This is a genomic window from Ruegeria sp. J8 (assembly GCF_056531925.1).
In genome coordinates this window covers 1-20,236 of the sequence record NZ_JBQFMR010000002.1, presented here as the reverse complement: position 1 = coordinate 20,236, position 20,236 = coordinate 1, and the positions used below count along the sequence as shown (strand labels likewise).

At 58.5% G+C, this 20,236-nt stretch carries 17 protein-coding genes and 1 tRNA gene; 10 read left to right on the top strand and 8 right to left on the bottom strand.

The annotated features are described in order from the left end of the window. Positions 1 to 401: 401 nt before the first annotated feature. Positions 402 to 4,016 (top strand): vitamin B12-dependent ribonucleotide reductase, encoded by a 3,615-nt coding sequence (locus ACR0L1_RS03580; RefSeq protein WP_480857183.1) that lies wholly within the window; start codon positions 402 to 404, stop codon positions 4,014 to 4,016. Between the two features lie 300 nt (positions 4,017 to 4,316). Here the strand turns inward: ACR0L1_RS03580 and ACR0L1_RS03575 are convergent, their stop codons facing one another. Next, entirely contained in the window at positions 4,317 to 5,861 is a 1,545-nt protein-coding gene (locus tag ACR0L1_RS03575; RefSeq protein ID WP_480857181.1) for a trimethylamine methyltransferase family protein, read from the bottom strand. Positions 5,862 to 6,253: 392 nt separating this feature from the next. On the opposite strand from ACR0L1_RS03575, the gene ACR0L1_RS03570 reads away from it, so the two are divergent. Further along, positions 6,254 to 6,793, top strand: coding sequence for an outer membrane protein (locus ACR0L1_RS03570; RefSeq protein WP_480857179.1), 540 nt, complete (start codon positions 6,254 to 6,256; stop codon positions 6,791 to 6,793). A 5-nt stretch (positions 6,794 to 6,798) separates the two neighbouring features. Here ACR0L1_RS03570 and ACR0L1_RS03565 read toward each other — a convergent pair whose 3' ends face one another. After that, entirely contained in the window at positions 6,799 to 7,977 is a 1,179-nt protein-coding gene (locus ACR0L1_RS03565; RefSeq protein WP_480857177.1) for a pyridoxal phosphate-dependent aminotransferase, read from the bottom strand. 260 nt (positions 7,978 to 8,237) lie between these two features. Here ACR0L1_RS03565 and cysS point away from each other — a divergent pair, with 260 nt between their 5' ends. From cysS to ACR0L1_RS03550, 3 genes are read left to right on the top strand one after another with little or no spacing between them, the layout of a single operon-like run. Further along, positions 8,238 to 9,635: a cysteine--tRNA ligase gene (cysS, locus tag ACR0L1_RS03560; protein ID WP_480857175.1), complete on the top strand. Its 1,398-nt coding sequence runs from the start codon at positions 8,238 to 8,240 to the stop codon at positions 9,633 to 9,635. Then, a complete protein-coding gene (gene cimA, locus ACR0L1_RS03555; protein WP_480502409.1) occupies positions 9,635 to 11,269 on the top strand; it encodes a citramalate synthase in 1,635 nt (544 codons plus the stop codon). Before cysS ends, cimA begins: the two co-directional genes overlap by 1 nt. Then, positions 11,266 to 12,048 carry a squalene/phytoene synthase family protein gene (locus ACR0L1_RS03550; protein WP_480502408.1) on the top strand — a complete coding sequence of 261 codons (783 nt, stop codon included), beginning with the start codon at positions 11,266 to 11,268 and terminating at the stop codon, positions 12,046 to 12,048. The genes cimA and ACR0L1_RS03550 overlap by 4 nt, the downstream gene beginning before the upstream one ends. Before the next feature lie 3 nt (positions 12,049 to 12,051). Here ACR0L1_RS03550 and ACR0L1_RS03545 read toward each other — a convergent pair whose 3' ends face one another. Further along, complete coding sequence (locus ACR0L1_RS03545) at positions 12,052 to 13,278, bottom strand: MFS transporter (protein ID WP_480857172.1); 1,227 nt, start codon at positions 13,276 to 13,278, stop codon at positions 12,052 to 12,054. Between the two features lie 97 nt (positions 13,279 to 13,375). On the opposite strand from ACR0L1_RS03545, the gene ACR0L1_RS03540 reads away from it, so the two are divergent. From ACR0L1_RS03540 to ACR0L1_RS03530, 3 genes are read left to right on the top strand one after another with little or no spacing between them, the layout of a single operon-like run. After that, positions 13,376 to 14,008 carry a DNA-3-methyladenine glycosylase family protein gene (locus tag ACR0L1_RS03540; protein WP_480857171.1) on the top strand — a complete coding sequence of 211 codons (633 nt, stop codon included), beginning with the start codon at positions 13,376 to 13,378 and terminating at the stop codon, positions 14,006 to 14,008. After that, positions 14,005 to 14,670 (top strand): alpha/beta hydrolase, encoded by a 666-nt coding sequence (locus ACR0L1_RS03535; protein ID WP_480857168.1) that lies wholly within the window; start codon positions 14,005 to 14,007, stop codon positions 14,668 to 14,670. Before ACR0L1_RS03540 ends, ACR0L1_RS03535 begins: the two co-directional genes overlap by 4 nt. Positions 14,671 to 14,715: 45 nt before the next feature. Beyond that, the gene (locus ACR0L1_RS03530; RefSeq protein WP_170774183.1) at positions 14,716 to 15,018 is read left to right on the top strand and encodes a putative quinol monooxygenase; all 303 of its coding nucleotides are present in this window, start codon (positions 14,716 to 14,718) and stop codon (positions 15,016 to 15,018) included. A gap of 2 nt (positions 15,019 to 15,020) precedes the next feature. Here ACR0L1_RS03530 and ACR0L1_RS03525 read toward each other — a convergent pair whose 3' ends face one another. Together ACR0L1_RS03525 and ACR0L1_RS03520 are read right to left on the bottom strand one after the other, a co-directional pair. Further along, the gene (locus ACR0L1_RS03525) at positions 15,021 to 15,446 is read right to left on the bottom strand and encodes a VOC family protein (RefSeq protein ID WP_170774181.1); all 426 of its coding nucleotides are present in this window, start codon (positions 15,444 to 15,446) and stop codon (positions 15,021 to 15,023) included. Between the two features lie 31 nt (positions 15,447 to 15,477). Continuing rightward, a complete protein-coding gene (locus ACR0L1_RS03520) occupies positions 15,478 to 16,083 on the bottom strand; it encodes a pseudouridine synthase (RefSeq protein ID WP_480502404.1) in 606 nt (201 codons plus the stop codon). 209 nt (positions 16,084 to 16,292) lie between these two features. Here ACR0L1_RS03520 and ACR0L1_RS03515 point away from each other — a divergent pair, with 209 nt between their 5' ends. Next, positions 16,293 to 16,880 carry an HNH endonuclease gene (locus tag ACR0L1_RS03515; protein WP_170774178.1) on the top strand — a complete coding sequence of 196 codons (588 nt, stop codon included), beginning with the start codon at positions 16,293 to 16,295 and terminating at the stop codon, positions 16,878 to 16,880. Here ACR0L1_RS03515 and ACR0L1_RS03510 read toward each other — a convergent pair. Beyond that, entirely contained in the window at positions 16,850 to 17,335 is a 486-nt protein-coding gene (locus ACR0L1_RS03510) for a disulfide bond formation protein B (RefSeq protein WP_170774176.1), read from the bottom strand. The genes ACR0L1_RS03515 and ACR0L1_RS03510 overlap by 31 nt on opposite strands. Continuing rightward, positions 17,332 to 17,910, bottom strand: coding sequence for a YqaA family protein (locus ACR0L1_RS03505; protein ID WP_170788626.1), 579 nt, complete (start codon positions 17,908 to 17,910; stop codon positions 17,332 to 17,334). The genes ACR0L1_RS03510 and ACR0L1_RS03505 overlap by 4 nt, the downstream gene beginning before the upstream one ends. Before the next feature lie 143 nt (positions 17,911 to 18,053). On the opposite strand from ACR0L1_RS03505, the gene ACR0L1_RS03500 reads away from it, so the two are divergent. Further along, positions 18,054 to 18,139, top strand: a tRNA-Leu gene (locus ACR0L1_RS03500). 127 nt (positions 18,140 to 18,266) lie between these two features. Here the strand turns inward: ACR0L1_RS03500 and ACR0L1_RS03495 are convergent. After that, positions 18,267 to 19,721: a BCCT family transporter gene (locus tag ACR0L1_RS03495; RefSeq protein WP_237217533.1), complete on the bottom strand. Its 1,455-nt coding sequence runs from the start codon at positions 19,719 to 19,721 to the stop codon at positions 18,267 to 18,269. Positions 19,722 to 20,236: the final 515 nt, after the last annotated feature.

Here is a 20,236-nt window from a genome sequence, read left to right as displayed (position 1 = left end):
GAAATCACGGTTAATTGTTCTGCAGAATTTTGCGCAGGTCCATTTGAACCCGTGGATGAACCTGTGGAGGAATCGGCCCACCCCGTTCAGCGCCATTTGAGAGATATTGGGTCAATATAAAAGATTCCAAAAATGACGGAAAAATGACGTTGACGATCTATGGCCGAATACGCCAGATTGTATGGGCCGAATATGATGCCACTAAATCTGGTAGGAAATCCGGAGCGCGGCATAGGGCGAGGGTCGGAAAGCACAACATAGAGACGTGCAACCGTTGAAACGGAATTTCGTTGCCATTGGCAGCGACCGGTTCTTTGCGCCCAATTTTCTGGCACGGCCAAAGGTTCGCTTTCTCGAACTTGAGGCGACAAGGACAAGTGATTGAATCTAGGGCGGCGGACATGAAGATTGACAGAAAATTCACCAAATCAGGACAAGACGCTTATGCGGAGCTGGACTTTGTTTCGGCAACGTCAGAAATCCGTAACCCTGATGGTACGATTGTTTTCCGTCTGGATGATATCGAAGTTCCCTCCAGCTGGAGCCAGGTGGCAAGTGATGTCATCGCCCAGAAGTATTTCCGCAAGGCTGGTGTTCCGTCCAAGCTGAAGAAGGTCAAAGAAAAGGATGTACCTGAGTTCCTGTGGCGTTCGGTCCCTGCGGATGGCGCGGAATTCGAAGGTGAGACTTCGTCCAAACAGGTGTTCGACCGACTGGCGGGTGCATGGGCCTATTGGGGGTGGAAGGGCGGCTATTTCTCGACCGAGGAAGACGCGCGCGCCTATTTTGACGAGATGCGCTACATGCTGGCCACCCAGCGTGCCGCGCCGAACTCGCCGCAGTGGTTCAACACTGGCTTGCATTGGGCCTATGGAATCGATGGCCCGGCGCAGGGGCACCACTATGTCGACTATAAAACCGGCAAGCTGACCAAGTCGAAATCTGCCTATGAGCATCCGCAGCCGCATGCGTGCTTCATCCAGTCCGTCGATGATGATCTGGTGAACGAAGGCGGCATCATGGATCTTTGGGTGCGCGAGGCGCGCCTGTTCAAATACGGCTCGGGCACCGGGACCAACTTCAGCCATCTGCGTGCTGAGGGCGAAGCGTTGTCGGGTGGCGGCAAGTCTTCGGGCCTGATGGGCTTTCTCAAGATCGGCGACCGCGCCGCTGGCGCGATCAAATCAGGCGGTACAACCCGTCGAGCAGCAAAGATGGTAATCGTCGATGCAGATCACCCCGATATCGAGCAATTCATCGAATGGAAGGTGATCGAAGAGCAGAAGGTGGCCTCGATCGTTGCCGGATCGAAGATGCACGAGAAGATGCTGAACGGCATTTTCGAGGCCATCCGCAGCTGGGACGGTGCCGCTGATGATGCTTATGATCCGAACAAGAATGACGGCCTGAAAACGGCTGTGCGCGAGGCCAAAAAGGTCGCGATCCCCGAGACTTACATCAAGCGCGTGCTGGATTATGCCAAGCAGGGTCATGACAGCATCGAGTTCCCGACCTACGACACGGACTGGGATTCAGAAGCCTACAGCTCCGTCTCGGGCCAGAACTCGAACAACTCGATCCGCGTGACCAACGCGTTCCTGACCGCCGTTGAGAAAGACGCCGATTGGGAGCTGATCAACCGGACCGATGGTAAGGTCGCAAAGACCGTTAAGGCCCGCGATCTTTGGGAAAAGGTTGGACATGCGGCATGGGCCTGCGCCGATCCGGGCATTCAGTTCCACGACACGGTCAATGAATGGCACACATGCCCAGAAGATGGTGAGATCCGCGGCTCGAACCCGTGCTCGGAATACATGTTCCTAGATGACACGGCCTGTAACCTGGCGTCGATGAACCTGCTGACCTTCCTCAAGGATGGTGAGTTCCAGGCGGCTGACTATATGCACGCCTCGCGTCTGTGGACCCTGACGCTGGAAATCTCGGTGACCATGGCGCAGTTCCCTTCAAAGGAAATCGCGCAACTGTCCTATGATTTCCGCACTTTGGGTCTGGGCTATGCGAATATCGGCGGTCTGCTGATGAACATGGGCTACAGCTATGACTCGGATGAGGGTCGTGCGATCTGCGGCGCGCTTACCGCGATCATGACTGGTGTGGCCTATGCGACTTCGGCGGAAATTGCCGGTGAGCTGGGTGCTTTCAAAGGCTATGAGCGCAATGCCGACCACATGCTGCGCGTCATCCGCAACCACCGCCGCGCGGCGCAGGGTGTCGTGACCGGCTATGAGAAGCTGGCCGTGAAGCCGGTGCCTCTGGACCACGGCAACTGCCCGGACAAGCGTTTGATCGATCTGGCCATGTCCGCTTGGGATGAGGCGCTGAGTCTGGGTGAAAAGAACGGTTATCGCAACGCGCAGGCCACTGTGATCGCCCCCACCGGCACCATCGGTCTGGTGATGGATTGCGACACCACCGGGATTGAGCCGGACTTTGCGCTGGTCAAGTTCAAGAAGCTGGCCGGTGGTGGTTACTTCAAGATCATCAACCGTTCGGTGCCTTCGGCGCTGGAGAAGCTGGGCTATTCCTCGTCTCAGATTGAAGAGATCGTGGGCTACGCGGTCGGCCACGGCACCATCGGGAACGCGCCGGGGATCAATCACACCTCTTTGACCGGCCACGGCTTCGGTCCGAACGAACTGGCGAAAGTGGATGCTGCGCTAGAAAGCGCCTTCGACATCCGGTTTGTCTTCAACCAGTGGACGCTGGGCGAGGATTTCTGCACCGGCGTTCTGGGCATCCCGGCCACCAAGCTGAATGACCCGACCTTCGACCTGCTGCGTCACCTGGGTTTCACCCGCGCAGATATCGAAGCGGCGAATGATCACGTCTGCGGAACCATGACACTGGAAGGCGCGCCGCACCTGAAAGAGGAACACTATTCCATCTTCGATTGTGCCAACCCGTGCGGCAAGAAAGGTAAGCGTTTCCTTGGGGTTGACAGCCACATCACCATGATGGCGGCGGCGCAGAGCTTCATCTCGGGTGCCATCTCGAAGACGATCAACATGCCGAACGATGCGACCATCGAAGACTGCCAGAAGGCATATGAGTTGTCGTGGTCGCTGGGTGTGAAGGCGAACGCGCTGTACCGCGACGGCTCGAAACTGTCTCAGCCTCTGGCCGCTGCATTGGTTGAGGATGATGATGAGGCCGCCGAGGTTCTGGAAAGCGGCACACCGGCCGAAAAAGCTGCCGTGCTGGCCGAGAAGGTCATCGAGAAGGTCGTCGTCAAGGAAATCGTCCGCTCGCACCGCGAGAAGATGCCCGAGCGTCGGAAAGGCTACACTCAGAAAGCCATCGTGGGCGGCCATAAGGTCTATTTGCGGACGGGTGAGTATTCGGACGGCTCGTTGGGCGAGATTTTCATCGACATGCACAAGGAAGGCGCTGGCTTCCGGGCGATGATGAATAACTTTGCCATCGCGGTCTCTGTCGGCCTGCAATACGGCGTGCCGCTGGAAGAGTTCGTGGATGCCTTCACCTTCACCAAGTTCGAACCGGCGGGGATGGTGCAGGGCAACGACTCGATCAAGAACGCGACGTCGATCTTGGACTACATCTTCCGCGAGCTGGCCGTCAGCTATCTGGACCGCACTGATCTGGCCCATGTGAAGCCCGAAGGCGCGACCTTCGACGATATCGGTCGGGGCGAGGAAGAGGGCGTCTCGAACGTCTCGGAAATCAGTGAAACAGCGGCCTCCAAGTCATTGGAAGTATTGAAGCAAATCAGCTCGACCGGGTATCTGCGCAAGCGGTTGCCGCAGGATTTGGCCATGTTCACGCCGCAAGCGGATGCAACCGGAATGGCGGAACCTGCCGCCGTGTTCGAAGCCCCTGCTGAAACCGCAGTGGCGACCGGTATGGACGCCCGCACAAAAGCCAAGATGCAAGGGTACGAGGGCGATCCCTGTGGTGAATGTGGAAATTACACGCTGGTGCGCAACGGCACCTGCATGAAATGCAACACCTGCGGTGCGACCAGCGGGTGTAGCTAAGGCAAACGCCCCGTCAGGCGGGGTGTAGGGACCTGGGCTTTCCCCCGAATGCCCGGTCCCGACGAAAACGGAAGAAGGCGCCGAGACTTACCTACGATGCCTTTTTCCACTCGGCCGACATGCCCGTGTCGGCCGGGAACAGGGTGGGGCGGAATATTGCTCTTTCCCACTCTCTCACGGGACGGGTGCGCTCGTCCCATGCGCAGTCCAGGCCGCAGGCAAAAAAACACCGGGCGGTCAACGAGATGAGCCTGGATGGCGAAACTTAAAGGGGGCCTCGGCCCCCTTTTTTTCAAGCACTTACGTTGGCAAATGAATGTTAAATTTCTCGCGAAGCGCCGCGTCCAGCATGGGATCGAACCGTGCGGGTGACGGTGCGGACAGGATTTCCTCTTTCCGGGCCGTGGCCTTGGCGATCAGGTCAGGCTTGTCCAATTCGGCCCATTCTTTGGGTGACGTTCGGTCGCCATAGGTCGGATACACGTAATCGGCTTGCATCCGGCTGAGCGTTGCTTCGGTGCCCAGATAGTGACCGGGGCCGCCCATGCAGACCTCGGCCATCTGATCAAGGGCAAGGGTCTCGTCCGTAACCTCGATCCCCCGCACGCAGCGCTGCGCTTGACCGATAAGATCGTCCCCCAAGATAAGACTTTCAAAGCAAAATCCAAGAAGAGAGGCGTGCATACCAGCGGCCTCATAGACCATGTTCACCCCGGACAGGCCGGCCATAACGTTCGAGCACATCTGCTCCCATCCGGCCTGCATGTCGGGCAATTTTGAATCTGACGCACCAGCGGCGGCACCGCCCGGCAGATCGTAGAAATGATGCATCTGGGCGCAGCCTGCGGTCAGCAGCGCTTGTTCGCCCGACCCGATGGACATCGCGCCTGTGCGCAGGTCCAAGCCAAATGGCCATGTTCCAAAAACCGCAGGGGCCCCAGGGCTTACGGCATTTACGTAAACCAACCCTGCAAGACATTCCGCCGTCGCCTGAGCGATTGCTCCCGCGATAGTCGACGGTGCGGTCGCCCCCGCCATTCCGGCCGAGAGCAGCAGAACCGGCATTCCAGCTTTGATACATTCCTCCATCACTTCGCAGCTTTCGGTGGCGAATTTCATCGGAGGCACTACGAAACAGTTCGAATTCGACACGAAAGGCCGCTCACGCCATTTGTCCTCGCCGCCAGCAATCATGTGCAGCATTTCCACTGCGGGGGCTACATGGCTAGGTTCGGTGAACGAGGTGCCGATATGTTTGAAGGTGCCGGAGCAAGCGGCATAGACCGTGTTCAGATCCATTTCCAGATTGTCGGTGATGTCACGACACACCATAGGGCGTTGAACAAAATGGATATTGTCCAGTTGCTGGCAGATGCGTGCGGCGTCGTGCAGGTCTTGCACGGTCGAATCGCGGTACTCTCGCCCCTCCACATCGACCATGCTGACAGCGGCGCCTGCGGTGCCATAGTGGACGCGGGTACCAGACAGCTCCAGATCAGTTTGCCCATCGCGGCTGTGCAGGGTTACCGAGCGGTTCGCCTTGGCGATCGTATCCTCGACCAGTGCGCGCGGAAACCGGATGCGTCCGTCCTCGCCCAAGGTACAGCCAGCGCCCACCAGATAGTCGATTCCGCTTTGCGGTGCATCGGCAAGTCCGATGGTTTCCAGCGCTGTCAGCGCGGCTTGGTGTATTTGCTCAACCTGTTGAGCGGTCAGAGGTTTATACGTGCCGCCGTCAAGGCCGGGGCGCACTGGGCGCAGGTGATCGGGTAGGGCCGTGGCGCGGGCAGCACGGCGCGCGGCGCGTCCGCCGCTGCGCGAGGATGTACGGGATTGGTCGTTCATTTCAGGATCCGATAGATGAAAAGCGTACAGGGTGGCGTCAATTAGCGTCCGAATGGACGCCCCCGCGCCGCGCGACCGCGATCCGCCCCGATTGTACGGCTGATCAACCGGATTTTCCAAACGTCGCTTTGCATGCGGATCCTCGCTTCGTGACGTTCAGTCTTTCAATCCGAAACGTCGCAATCTGTTCTGTTTGCGACCTGATGGGTCAAAAGCGAAACAATCCGTGTCGTCAGATCGCTTAGATGACGTAAAGTAAAGAAAAGACCCCATTTTGCGGGAAATCTGTTATACTTCGGTCACTTGTTTAACAGCTTTTCGTGATCTCAATTGAATTTTAACCATTTGCATACAGTTCTGTGCCAGTCTCTGAAGAATACTCAAATTTTTTTATGAAAGGCCTTCGCAAGGCGATGAAACTGTTCCGCGCATTCCTTGCCTCCATTTTGGTGGCCCTCGCAGCCCCCACTGCGGCTGAGGATTGGAGCGGTGCCTATGCTGGTTTCAGCTTTGGCTATGCGGATGCGGATGGGCCCAACGGGTCAAGCGGAAGCGATACCAGCTTTGGCCCGCATGTCGGATATGATTTCGATTTCGGCAATTTCGTTCTGGGCGGAGAGCTTGAATATAACCGACTGTCCCTTGGGTTAAGCCAAAATGAAGGCAGTCTGGACAGCACGACCCGGCTGAAGCTGCGCGGAGGGTACGATTTCGGCTCCGCATTGGGATATGTCGTGGTTGGCGCTGCGCGGGCCGAGACCTCGGCGGATGATGACACCGCTGCGGTTTATGGCATTGGAGTTGCTTACCCGATCAACGATCGGTTCGTCATCAGTGGTGAGGCGTTGCGGCAGGAATTTGACGATGCCACCCAATCCGAAGGAGGGCTGGATTCCAACGTGTTCAACCTGCGCACCACGTTCCGGTTCTGATTCAACTATCGCCCTGAACTCAGCTCCGCTGCAAAGCAGCATATGGTCCGCAAAGCGGCGGCAAAACGATCGTCGTCTATGGTCATGGCAACGCGGATATGTCCTGCGGCGGCTTGGCCGAAACTTTCGCCCGGCATGACGGCAATCGCGTGTGTATCCAGCAGGGCATTGGCAAATCCCTCGCCATTCAGGCCGGTGGGGCGAATGTCCAGCACCAGATACATCGCGCCCTGGGCTGGAATCAACCCGACCGTGTTTTGCGCGGCCAGAATATCCATTGCCAGCTTGCGACGTCTGCGGAAAGGGGCGGCGATGCGGTTTTCAAGCTCGGGGCCCGCGTTCAACGCGAAAACCGCAGCGTCCTGAATGAAACCAGGAACGCCATATGTTGTGTGCGTGGCCAGATTGATCATGTGTTCGATCACATCCGGAGGTCCGGCAACCCACCCGCACCGAGATCCGGTCATGGCGTGGGATTTCGACATCGAACCGATTACCAGCGTGCGAGCGAGCATATCTGGCAGTGCACGGGGCGAGATATGCGTGCCGTCCCACACTTGGGTGTCATAGACCTCGTCCGAGATCAGCCAAAGGTCGCGCCTGCGGCAGACTTCCGCAACGGCTTCCAAAGTTTGGCGCGAATAAACGACGCCAGTGGGATTGTTGGGCGAGTTGATCAGAAGTGAGACAGCGCCCTCCGACGCCGCGTCGATCCTGTCTGCCCGTGGTTGGAACGCGTCTTCTGCCGTCGTTTGAACCACACGCGCAACCGCTCCGGCCCCTCGGATCGTGCCGGGATAGGTGGCATAGTAAGGGTCGAGATACAGGCCCACATCACCGGGGTCACAGACGGCTACATGCGCGGCGAACAGGGCCGACTGACCTCCGGGCGTGATCAGAATATTGTCTCGGGTTGTATTGACACCGGTGCGGGTCTGAATGCGGGCGGCCACCGTCTCTCGCAGCAGTTCGGTGCCGGGCACCATGGCGTAGCCCGTATGGCCTTGGCGTGCAGACAGTTCCATCTCGGCCAAGATCGACGGATCGGTGCGAATGTCATGTTCACCTATGGTCAGTTCGGTAACCGCTTGCCCCTCACTTATCATCCGGCGGGCGCGATAGAACACACCCCACCCGTCGCTGCCGCCTTCCGTAAGCTGCGTGATCCGCTGCGACAGTTTCATGGCCGGTCTCCGTCTGGGTCTTACGCGAGTTGGGCCAGAGAGACTTGCGATTGTCAATCGGATCAGAGCCGGAAATCAGGGGCTTGGCGTGGTGGCGCGCGCGTGATAGTCACATCCTATGAACCCGATGATCTGCATCATTATTTGCTGCATTTCCTGCTGATTTATCACGCGGGCCGGTTTCTTTCGTTTTCATCCCTGAGACAAGTTGCTAAGCCCGCGCTAACGCGAGACGCCACGCTGTTCTTAGGAGCTGACCGATGACCACGATCAAACTGCACAACACACGGACGCGGACGAAAGAGGATTTCGTGCCGATCAGTGCTGATAATGTGCGGATGTATGTCTGTGGCCCGACGGTCTATGACCGCGCCCATCTGGGCAATGCGCGGCCCGTGGTGGTGTTTGACGTGCTGTACCGGTTACTGCGTCACACCTATGGGGCGGATCACGTGAATTATGTGCGTAATTTTACCGACGTGGATGACAAGATCAACGCGACCGCCTTGGCGCGTCAGAAAGCTGGCGCGCCGGGCACATTGGAGCAATTGGTGCAGGAACGCTCGGACGAGACGATTGAGTGGTACCTGCACGATATGGGGGCGTTGGGTGCGCTGGAACCGAACCAGATGCCGCGCGCGACACAGTACATTCCTCAGATGATTGCGATGATTGAAGGGCTGATCGACAAAGGCCACGCCTATGCTGCAGAGGGGCATGTGCTGTTCGCCGTAGACAGCTGGAAAGAGCGTTATGGCGCGCTTTCTGGGCGGTCGGTTGATGACATGATTGCAGGGGCACGGGTCGAGGTTGCGCCCTACAAGAAGAACCCGATGGATTTTGTGCTGTGGAAACCGTCGAGCGATGAGCTTCCGGGCTGGGACAGCCCGTGGGGACGCGGGCGTCCGGGGTGGCATATCGAATGCTCGGCCATGAGCTATGAGCTGTTGGGTGAGAGTTTCGACATTCACGGCGGCGGCAATGATCTTATGTTCCCGCATCATGAGAACGAGATCGCGCAAAGCTGCTGTGCCCATCCCGAGGGTGAGTTCGCGCGGGTCTGGCTGCACAATGAGATGTTGCAGGTCGAGGGTAAGAAGATGTCCAAGTCTCTGGGTAATTTCTTCACCGTGCATGACCTGTTGGACCAAGGTGTTCCGGGTGAAGTGATCCGGTTTGTGTTCCTGCAAACGCATTACCGCAAGCCGATGGATTGGACCGAGAAGAAGGCCCGCGAGGCCGAGGCGACGCTGCGCAAGTGGCGGGCGCTGACAGCGGGCATCGAGCCCGCCGCCAGCGCGGCCCCCTCGGTGATCGCCGCGCTGAGTGATGACCTGAACACGGCGGGGGCTGTCGCGGAACTCCACCGACTGGCGGCAGAGGGTGACGCAGCGGGCCTGTTGGCCAGTGCGCAGGTTCTGGGGGTGTTGGAGCCTGAAATGGGTGCTTGGGCTGATACGGGATCAGCGGATCTTTCGGGTCATACCGCGCGTCTGGCCGAGGCGCGCGCCGAGGCGATGCAAAGCAAGGACTTCTCGGAAGTGGACCGGCTGAAGGCGGCCTATGTCGCGGCAGGGCTGGAAGTGAGGATGAGCAAGGACGGTGTGGAGCTTGTGCCGGGGGCCGGGTTTGACGCTGCCAAGCTGGAGGGCGTGTAATGTCGAAGGAACGGCTTTATCTATACGACACCACGCTGCGCGACGGGCAGCAGACCCAAGGGGTGCAGTTCTCGACCGCTGAAAAGGTGCAGATCGCCAAGGCTCTGGATGAGCTGGGTGTGGACTATATCGAGGGCGGCTGGCCTGGTGCAAACCCCACCGACAGCGCGTTTTTCGAGGTTGCACCAAAGACCTCGGCCCGGTTGACGGCCTTTGGTATGACCAAACGGTCGGGGCGTTCGGCTGAAAATGACGATGTTTTGGCCGCTGTTATGAACGCGGGGACGCAGGCCGTCTGTCTCGTGGGAAAATCGCATGATTACCACGTGACCCACGCGTTGGGGACCACGCTGGAGGAGAATGTTGAGAATGTCCGCGCCTCGGTCGCGCATATCGTGGCGCAGGGGCGCGAGGCGCTGTTTGACGCCGAGCATTTCTTTGACGGCTACAAGGACAATCCCGCCTATGCGGTCGAAGTCTGCCGGGCGGCGCTGGACGCAGGCGCGCGCTGGGTTGTTCTGTGCGATACCAATGGCGGTGCGCTGCCCGCCGAGGTGTCGCGCATCGTGTCTGAGGTGATTGCCGCAGGGCTGCCTGGCGATCGGTTGGGCATTCATACGCATAACGATACCGAAAACGCGGTGGCCTGTTCACTGGCCGCTGTCGACGCAGGCGCGCGGCAGATACAAGGCACGCTGAACGGGCTGGGTGAACGGTGTGGGAATGCGAACCTGACTGCTCTGATCCCGACCTTGTTGCTGAAAGAACCCTATGCCTCGCAGTTTGACATCGGCGTCAGCACGCAGGCGCTGGCTGGGCTGACGCGGATCAGCCGGATGTTGGACGATATCCTGAACCGGGTGCCCAGCAAGCAGTCGGCCTATGTGGGGGCCTCGGCCTTTGCCCACAAGGCGGGGTTGCACGCCAGTGCGATCCTCAAGGATCCCTCGACCTATGAGCATATCGACCCCGGTGCGGTCGGCAATGCGCGGATCATCCCGATGTCGAACCAGGCGGGCCAGTCGAACCTGCGCAAGCGTCTGACCGAGGCGGGGCTGTCGGTGGAAAAAGCCGACCCGGCGCTGGGGCGTATCCTTGACAGGATTAAGCAGCGCGAGGCCGAGGGCTATTCCTATGACACCGCGCAGGCCAGTTTTGAATTGCTGGCGCGGGATGAGCTGGGTCAACTGCCAGAGTTCTTCGAGGTCAAGCGCTATAAGGTCACGGTCGAGCGGCGCAAGAATAAGTATAACAAGATGGTTAGCCTGTCGGAGGCTGTGGTCGTGGTGAAGGTCGACGGCGAAAAGAAGCTGTCGGTCAGCGAGTCTCTGGATGAGGATGGCAGCGACCGAGGCCCGGTGAACGCGCTTGCCAAGGCGCTGGCGAAAGATCTGGGGCAATATTCGCAGGTGCTGTCCGATATGCGGCTGGTGGATTTCAAGGTGCGTATCACCCAAGGCGGGACCGAGGCTGTCACCCGCGTCATCATCGACAGCGAAGACGGGCAGGGGCGGCGCTGGTCCACCGTTGGCGTCAGCGCGAACATAGTCGATGCCTCGTTCGAGGCGCTGCTGGATGCGATCCAGTGGAAGCTGGTGCGTGATTGCGAAAGACAGACTGCGGTGGCCGAGTGAGCGTTGCCTTTGACGATGACGTAAAAGCCTGCGCGGCTCTGGTGCATCGCGCCGATCCGGATCGGTTCATGGCGGCGATGGCTGCTCCGGTTGCCGCACGGGTTGTTCTGTTCCCGATCTATGCACTGAATGTCGAGGTCGCGCGCGCGCCCTGGGTCACGCAGGAAACCATGATTGCCGAGATGCGTCTGCAATGGTGGCGGGATGCGTTGCAGGAGATTGCCGAAGGCAACACGGTGCGCAGGCATGAGGTCGTCACACCCTTGTCCCGCGTTCTATCACCACATCTGGCTGTCGCATTGGATGAATATGTGGCTGTAAGGCGCTGGGATATCTACCGCGACCCGTTCGAGGATCAGGCGCATTTCGATAATTATCTGTATCAAAGCGCAGGGTCGCTGATGGTCGCTTCGGCGCAAGCCTTGGGTGAAGCCGACGAGCAATTGCTGCGCGATTTTGGTTATGCTGTAGGCGTTGCCAACTGGTTGCGGGCGATCCCAGAACTTGAAGCACGCGGTCGTATCCCATTGTTGGACGGGACACCTGCAGGGGTGCAGGCGCTGGCGGGATCGGCGTTGGAGCGTTTAGAATCCGCACGAGCGAACAGATCGCGTGTTTCGCCCGAGGCATGCCCTGCGATGCATGTAGGTTGGCAGACCGATTGGGTGTTGCGCAAAGCGATTGCAGAGCCCGAGCGCGCTGCGGCCGGTGCGTTGGCGCAAGGCGAAATTCGTAGGCGGGCGTCACTGATGTGGAATGTTGCCCGAGGACGCTGGTAGGTTTCAGGCCGTTTCCGGCTCGGCCGGGCGCAGGACGAGCCACAGCAGCGCGCCTCCGGCCAGTGTCAGCAGTGGGATCATGGCAAGGTTCACGGCTGTCCACCCTTCAACCGGGGATCCGCCCGAACAGTTCATCAACCCGCCCGAGGACAATGAGGCCAGTGTCACGCCTCCGAACACCAACAAGTCGTTGAGGCCCTGCATCCGCCCGCGCTCGCTTACGTCATGCGAGGCGGCTAGCATCGTGGTAGCGCCAATAAAGCCAAAGTTCCAACCAATGCCCAGCAGGATCAGGGCAATGAAAAAGTTTTCTAGCTCAACACCTTGCAGCGCGACGACACCGGCGCCTGCCAGAATGGCAAGGCCAAGGGCGACGATTTTTTCCACCCCGAAGCGCGCGATCAACTGACCGGTAAAGAAACTGGGGATATACATGGCCAGCACATGGCCGGTCACCACATCCGCCGCATCATTGGCCGAGAAGCCGCATCCCACAACAGCCAGCGGGGTCGAGGTCATCACAAGGTTCATCAGCGCATAGGACACCATTGCGCAAATGATGGCCACGGCGATGCGCGGGGTTTTCAGCATCTCAAGGCGCGTACGACCTGTAGATGCGCCTTCTTCTGCTTTCGGTGGCGTTGGAATATCCAGAAAGAAGAACAGGGCCGATCCGATGATGTTCAGCGCGATGATCGCCAGATAGGTGCCAAGGAACGGAATCACATAGGCAGTCGAAGTCAGTTTGACGATCTGTGGGCCAATAATGGCGGCCGCAAGGCCGCCAGCCATGACATATGAAATCGCCTTGGGCCGGAATGCCTCGGACGCGGTATCGGCAGCAGCAAAGCGATAGAACCCGTGCGCGCTCATGTAGACACCGGTCAACAGACTGCCCAGCAAGAACACCGGAAACGACCCGAGGTAGAGGCCATAGGCCCCAACCAGCCCGCCACACGCGCCCGCCGTGGCGCCCACCAAAAACCCGGTCCGCCGTCCCCAGCGTTGCATGATGCCCGAAATCGGTGTCGCCGCTAGCATCGAGCCCAGAACGATCAGTGAGATTGGCAACGTTGCCAAACAGGCATTGGTCGCCAGCGATTGACCGGCCAGCCCGCCGACGATGAATACCATTGGCATCTGCGCACCCAGCATGGCTTGGGCTGCGACCAGCACAGCCACGTTACGTTTGGCCTGGTTGTCATTGGGGGCGGTGGCGGTCATCGTCATGCGCCTATGGGTAGCCGCGAAAACCGCCTTGTACAAGCGGGTTGCATATGCGGCAAAGCAGCCTAACGTGTGCGCAATCAAACAGCCTGAGGCCCGCATGTCCGTCGGACGTATCATCGAAACCAATGACTGTGTGCGGGAAGGGGCCGAGTGGCTGGGCGATGCCTGCCCGCGCATGGCTTATGCGTTGGATCAGGTGGGGCCGTTGCCCCTGCGTCGCAAGCCCGACGGGTTCGCGCAGCTGCTTAGCGCGATTGTCAGCCAGCAGGTCAGTGTGGCCTCGGCGAATGCGATCTGGAAGCGCTTGCAGGAGGCGAAACTGACCGGCCCGCGCAAGATCATGTGGGCCACGGAAGATGACCTGCGCGGCGTTGGGTTGAGCCGTCAGAAAATCCGTTATGCCCGTGCACTGGCCGACGCACGCATTGATTACAAGGCGTTACGCGACATTCCCGATGCAGATGTGGTCGCTATTTTAACCGAGGTTCCCGGCATCGGAGTCTGGACAGCCGAGATTTATGCCATGTTCTCGCTGGGCCGAGCCGATGTGATTGCACCCGGCGACCTGGCGCTGCAAGAGGCCGCGCGTATTCTCTACAATTTGCCCAAGCGACCGACCGACAAAGAACTGCGACAGATGGCCGAGGCGTGGTCGCCCTGGCGCTCGGTTGCTGCGCGGGTGCTGTGGGCCTATTACCGGGTGGCCAAGGAACGAGAAGGGATCAGATGACTAGAGTATTGAATGCGCTCCGAAAAGAGCCGGTTTCAGGCGACACACGCTCGGTCGTGGTGTTTGTGCATGGCTATGGCGCTAACGGGGCCGACCTGCTGGGTCTGGCCGATCCGCTTGGTGAACACCTGCCGGACACGCTGTTTGTTTCGCCTGATGCGCCAGAGCAAATCCCCGGTATGCCCAACGGATTTCAATGGTTCCCGATCCCGTGGATCGATGGCTCCTCCGAAGAAGAGGCGCGCCGTGGCATGGAGATGGCGGTCGAAGATTTCAACGCCTTCCTTGACGCGCTGATGGTCGACGAGGACGTTTTACCTGAACAGGTGGTTCTGTTCGGGTTTTCACAGGGCACGATGATGAGCCTGTATGTCGCCCCGCGTCGCGAGGACCCTGTTGCCGGGATCGTGGCTTTCTCGGGTCGGTTGCTGGAGCCCGATCTTCTGCCCGATGAGACCATCAGTCGGATGCCGGTCCTGCTGGTGCATGGTGACGCTGATGACGTGGTTCCGCCTCAGTCTCTGCCCGAAGCCGCCGAAGCTCTGCAAGCCGCTGATTTCAAAGAGGTCTACGCCCATGTCATGAAGGGCACCGGCCACGGGATCGCGCCCGATGGCCTGAGCGTGGCACTGGCCTTCATGCGCGATAAGCTGAGCCTTTGAACCCCTATTTGGGTCTGAACGAGTTTAAACCAGAAAGGATTGGCAATGCTGGTGGTCACAGGAGTGGTTGAGGTCGCGCCAGAAGGTGTTGAAAAGGCTGCAAAAGCAGCGCAGGAAATGGTGTCGGAAACGGTGCAGGAAATAGGTTGTATCGTTTATGAATTCAGCCAGATTCTGGGGCATCCCAACCTGTTTCGTGTCTACGAAGAATGGGAAAGCCAAGCCGCGCTAGAGGCGCATTTCGCCACTACGCATATGGCTGCGTTTCGGGCCGCTCTGGCCGAGGTTGGCGTGATCTCGAACAGCGTGTGCCGGATTGTGGGTGGTGAGAAACAGCCACTGAGCTAAGGTCAGCCCCACAGGTGGGGTTCTGCGAACTCCACCGAATTACCTGCCGGGTCGCGCACATAGATCGAACGCGCGCCGTTGGGCCAGTCGAACTCCGCATCAATTGGCACGTTCCAGTCCAGCAGATGTTTGCGCATCGCTTCGATCTGCGCGCGCGGCATGGACAGGCACACATGGCCCGGTCCACGCGCGCCGTGCGGCGGCACGGGCAAGTCTGGGTTCTGGGGCGGTTTCTCGGTCTCGTCCGCGTTGAACACCAGCAGAACCGAAGCGCCGACGCGATAGAATACATGCCGGTCGGCAATGCGCTGGATTTTTTCTAACTCCAGAATCTCACCATAGAACCGTTCAGCGGCGTCCAGATCATCGACATAGATCGCAGCCTCGAGAATACCGTTGGGGGTCGGGATATCTGGTGTGATCTTCATGGCGTAAGCCTATCACAAATCGCGGTTTTTGTCACCGGCGCGTGCGGCGGTCGCGTTTACGTTGTGGGGCCGCGTTGAACGCAGGTTCGGGCAAGCTGTCCCATTGGCCGGGCTGCAATCCGTCCAGTGCCCAGTCGCCGACACGAGCACGGATCAAGCGCAGGGTAGGGTGTCCAACAGCCGCCGTCATACGACGAACCTGTCGGTTCTTACCCTCGCGCAGGATCAATTCGATCCAGCAATCCGGCACCGTCTGACGTACCCGGATTGGAGGGGTGCGCGGCCATAGTCCTTCGGGTTCGTCCATCAGACGAGCCTTGGCGGGGCGCGTTACGCCGTCTTTCAACTCTACCCCGTCGCGAAGTGCCTTCAATGCGGCGGTGTCGGGCTGCCCCTCAACCTGAACCCAATAGGTTTTGGACATTTTGTGTTTGGGATCTGAGATATGGGCCTGCAGACGGCCATTGTCTGTCAAAAGCATCAAGCCTTCGCTGTCCCGATCCAACCTACCGGCCGGGTAGACACCGGGTAGGTCGATGAAATCCGACAGGGTACTGCGCGGCGAGCCTTCATTGGCGCGGTCGGTGAACTGCGGCAGCACGTCAAAAGGTTTGTTGAATCGGATGAACCAGGCCATGGGCCCGCCTTAGCGTGCAGGACACAGCGGCGCAAGCTGTGGATAACCGTCACGTCTCTGTTACGGATTCGGAATAACCAATCCCGAGATATTGTGGAAACTCGGGGCTTGTCAGAGTTTTAACACGATATATAGTTAAGTTAAGGCCGGGGCGGGTGTTCCCCGCTCTGATGTCAAACGGGCAGAGCAGAGCGAGGAGCGATTCTGATATGGACGCAGACTTCAGGACCGAATTTGTCAGGGAACCCGGTGCGCTGAGGCATCATCCGGCATTGGTTTTGAACGCCGATTATCGCCCCTTGTCCTACTACCCTCTGTCGTTGTGGCCCTGGCAAGAAGCGATCAAGGCGGCCTGGCTGGATCGGGTGGATATCGTGGCCGAATATGACGAGGTCGTTCGAAGCCCCAGCACCCAAATCCGAATACCGTCGGTTGTTGTGCTGAAAGATTACGTAAAACCCAGAAAGCGCGTGGCCTTCACGCGCTTTAATTTATTTCTGAGGGATGAATTCCGCTGTCAGTATTGTGGCAGCCGGGGTGATCTGACCTTTGACCATGTGGTGCCGCGTGCCGCAGGTGGCGTGACCAGTTGGCAGAATGTTGTGGCGGCGTGCAGCCCTTGCAACCTGCGAAAGGGGTCGAAATCTTTGCGGCAGGCGGGGATGAGCTTGCGTAAACCTCCGCGTCAGCCCGATGCCGAAGCGTTGCGCAATATCGGGCGGAAATTCCCGCCCAATCACCTGCATGACAGTTGGATCGACTTCCTTTACTGGGATGCGGAACTGGACGAATTCTGACGCCACGCCGCCAGCCAGATCAGCACCAACCCGGCCGAGATCACGGCGTTCCATCCGGCCATCGACAGACCCAGCATTTGCCACGGGATATCGTCGCAGCGCACTAGCGGTGCGGTCATGATCTGATCGAACAAGTCATTGGTCGACATCCCACCGATATCGCCCGACGTGCAGCTTGTCGGACCTTCCCACCAGCCTTGCTCGACCCCCGCATGAAAGACGCCAATGGCCGAAGTGGCCAGTGCGGCGAGCGCGCCCAGCAGCGGCAGCAGTCCAAAGCGCGGCAGCGCCAAGGCCAAAGCGCCGATCACGGCTGCGGCCCCATGTGGGTAGCGCTGCCAGATGCACATTTTGCACGGTGCCAGACCGCCAAGATACTGAAAGCCCCACGCCCCCAGCAACAGCGCAGCCGACCCGCCGGCCGCACAGAAAATCAACAGAGTACGTCGTGTCATAGGTATTTCACCACCAGAAAGCCGCCAAAGAGCAAAAGGATGAACAGGGTGAACATAAGACCAAGGCGCTTTTCGATGAAACCTCGGATGGGCTCGCCAAAGCCCCACAGCAGACCCGCCACCAGAAAAAACCGTAGCGCGCGGGCCAAGATCGAGGTTGCAATGAACGTGCCCAGCGGCATCCCTGTCCAACCCGACATGATGGTGATCACCTTGTATGGGAAGGGGGTCACACCTGCAGCCAGCACGGCCCAGAAGCCGAAATCGTTGAAGCGGGTGTTGAACTCCTCCATCGCGTGGCCTTTGCCCATGGATTCAAGGATGGGTGCACCGATACTTTCGTAAAAGAACGCCCCGATGGCATAGCCCAACATTCCCCCCAGAACCGAGGCGACCAATGCGACACTAGCAATCAGCCACGCGCGAGACGGGCGGGCGATGATCATGGGAATCATCAACACGTCCGGGGGGATCGGAAAGAACGAGCTTTCGATGAACGCCACAAAGGCAAGCGCCCACAGCGCGTGCGGATGTTCGGCTAGACGAAGGGTCCAGTCGTAAAGAGATCGCAGCATCAGACGCTCAAATCCTGTTTCATTCCCCGCCAGCCAAATCATGCGCTTTATGGGGCGTCAACCTTGCAGGCGAAACAAACCTTTCGCGGGGTGTTTTTTGCCTCTGGACCTTCTGGGCCATGGGCGCTAATCCAGTGTTCGTTGCCCAAGTGGCGGAATGGTAGACGCAGGGGATTCAAAATCCCCCGATGGTAACATCGTGAGAGTTCGAGTCTCTCCTTGGGCACCACCTCCGCAAATTGTTCTGATACCTTACCCGAACAGGGGTCATTTCTTGGGTCGAAGCACGAGCCAGATCAGAAATCCCATATAGGCAAAGACGTTCACGTTGAGAACGGTATCGATCAGGGCTTGGCTCATGAACGGGCCTCTTGCGATAGGGATTTGAACAGGCAGATCACCAGAACTGGAACGATGAAGACAAATGCGATGGCCGACAGTGCGATGATAGAGCGGACAAGTCCGATATCCCCGACCAGAATCATCGCAAGCCCCAACGCTCCGAGAATGGCACCCCAGACAGTTCGAATACGCGGCGAGGGATTCTGATCGCCGCCGGTTCCGATCATGGCAAGAGTGAAGCCGGCGCTGACGACACTGGTTACGACAAACAGGAACGCCGCCAACACGGTCGCGGCCCGCGTGATGGAATCCAAGGGGAACCGTTCCAGCAGGGCAAACGTGGTTGCGTCCAAATTTTGGGCGTTGATAACCGATAGTGCCCCGTCCTGACGCAGGGCGTCATAGAAGCCAAGGCCGCCAAAAATACCGAACCAAAGTATCGAAAACAGGGTGGGTGCTATGATCACGCCGACAAGAAATTCTCGGATCGTTCTCCCGCGCGAGATCCGGGCGATGAATATGCCGACAAAAGGCGACCACGCCAGCCACCAGATCATGTAGTTCAGTGTCCAGCTTTGGAACCAGTTTACGATGGTTTCGTCAAAAAATTCGGCCGTCGAGAATCCAGCGGGTAAAACTTCGAACAGGTAGCGGCCAAATCCGGCGACAATGTCATTCATCAAAAATGAGGTCGGGCCCAGAATCAAAAGATAAATCATCATGGCCACGGCAATCAGCATCGCCGCGTTCGACAGTTTCGCCATTCCATCTCCAAGCTCTTTTCGTAGCGGGATGATGAACGCGATACAAAGCGCAATGAACACCGGGTAGGTCAGGACCTCGGGCGTATCTATTCCGATCAGGCCAGCCACGCCGGTTTGTATCTGGAATACACCCATTGCCATTGACCCGGCCAGGCCGACCGCGATGGCGACGATGGACAGGAGGTCAAAGATCCATCCCATCGCACGAGTCCAGCGTACATCGCCCAACGCCTCGACGACGGGTGCGCTTAGCAACATTGACCCACCCCGACGATAGGCGAAATAGGCAATGACAAGCGCTACAATTCCGTAGATCGCCCATGCGTGAAAGCCCCAGTTCAGGTAGGTCACGAACATCGCATAGCTGGCGGCTTCGGCATCGTTATTGTACTGTTTGAGAACCTCGAAATGAGTCAGAGGTTCGGCTGCGCCATAAAACAACAGCCCAACACCCATTCCGGCCGCAAACAGCATCGCGATCCAGGCGGGTGTCGAGAACTCGGGCTCGGTCGCGTCGCTTCCCAGACGGATATCGCCAAAGCGGGACAGGGCAAGGAAAATAGCCACGAAAAGAAGGCCGCTGACCTCAAGCATGATGAACCAGCCGCGGCTGTTGAACTGAGTGGCCACCGCAGTTTCAGCCAATCTGCCCAACCCTTGAGGGTCAGCGAGACCCCAACCGGCAATCGCGGCACTGAGGAGCAACGCAGTAATCAAAAGCGGGCTTGGGCCGTTGTTTTCCAAGTTTTTTCACCTTCTGGTCTGTTAGGCTTAGTTAATCCCATCCCCGGCTTGAAATAAAGCATGGGACATACTGTGTCGCGCTGCGTAGCGGCCGAAAGGGGGTCGACCGTTCTACTGAGGGGAATTTTCGTCATCGGCCCTCAGATATGCGGTGCCGGGACGTTGCGCTGCGGGCGGGGGTTGACAAGCCGGGTCTCTGAATGAAACGTCGAAGCAGTTGGGAGACGTAGAAAATTCAGATGTTTGACCCTGTTGCCGGGTTGAACGGTGCAAAGCTTGTGCATGTGCCCGGCCAGGGCGCTCTGAAAATTCTCTCAAACACAATAAAAACATGGGAGTTATTCAAATGAAACACAGCAGAAAACTGGCCCTTGGCTCTGTCGTTGCCGCATTTTTGTCGCCTGCGGCTTATGCTGAGGAGTTCATCACGATTGGCACGGGTGGTGTAACGGGCGTTTATTATCCGACGGGTGGCG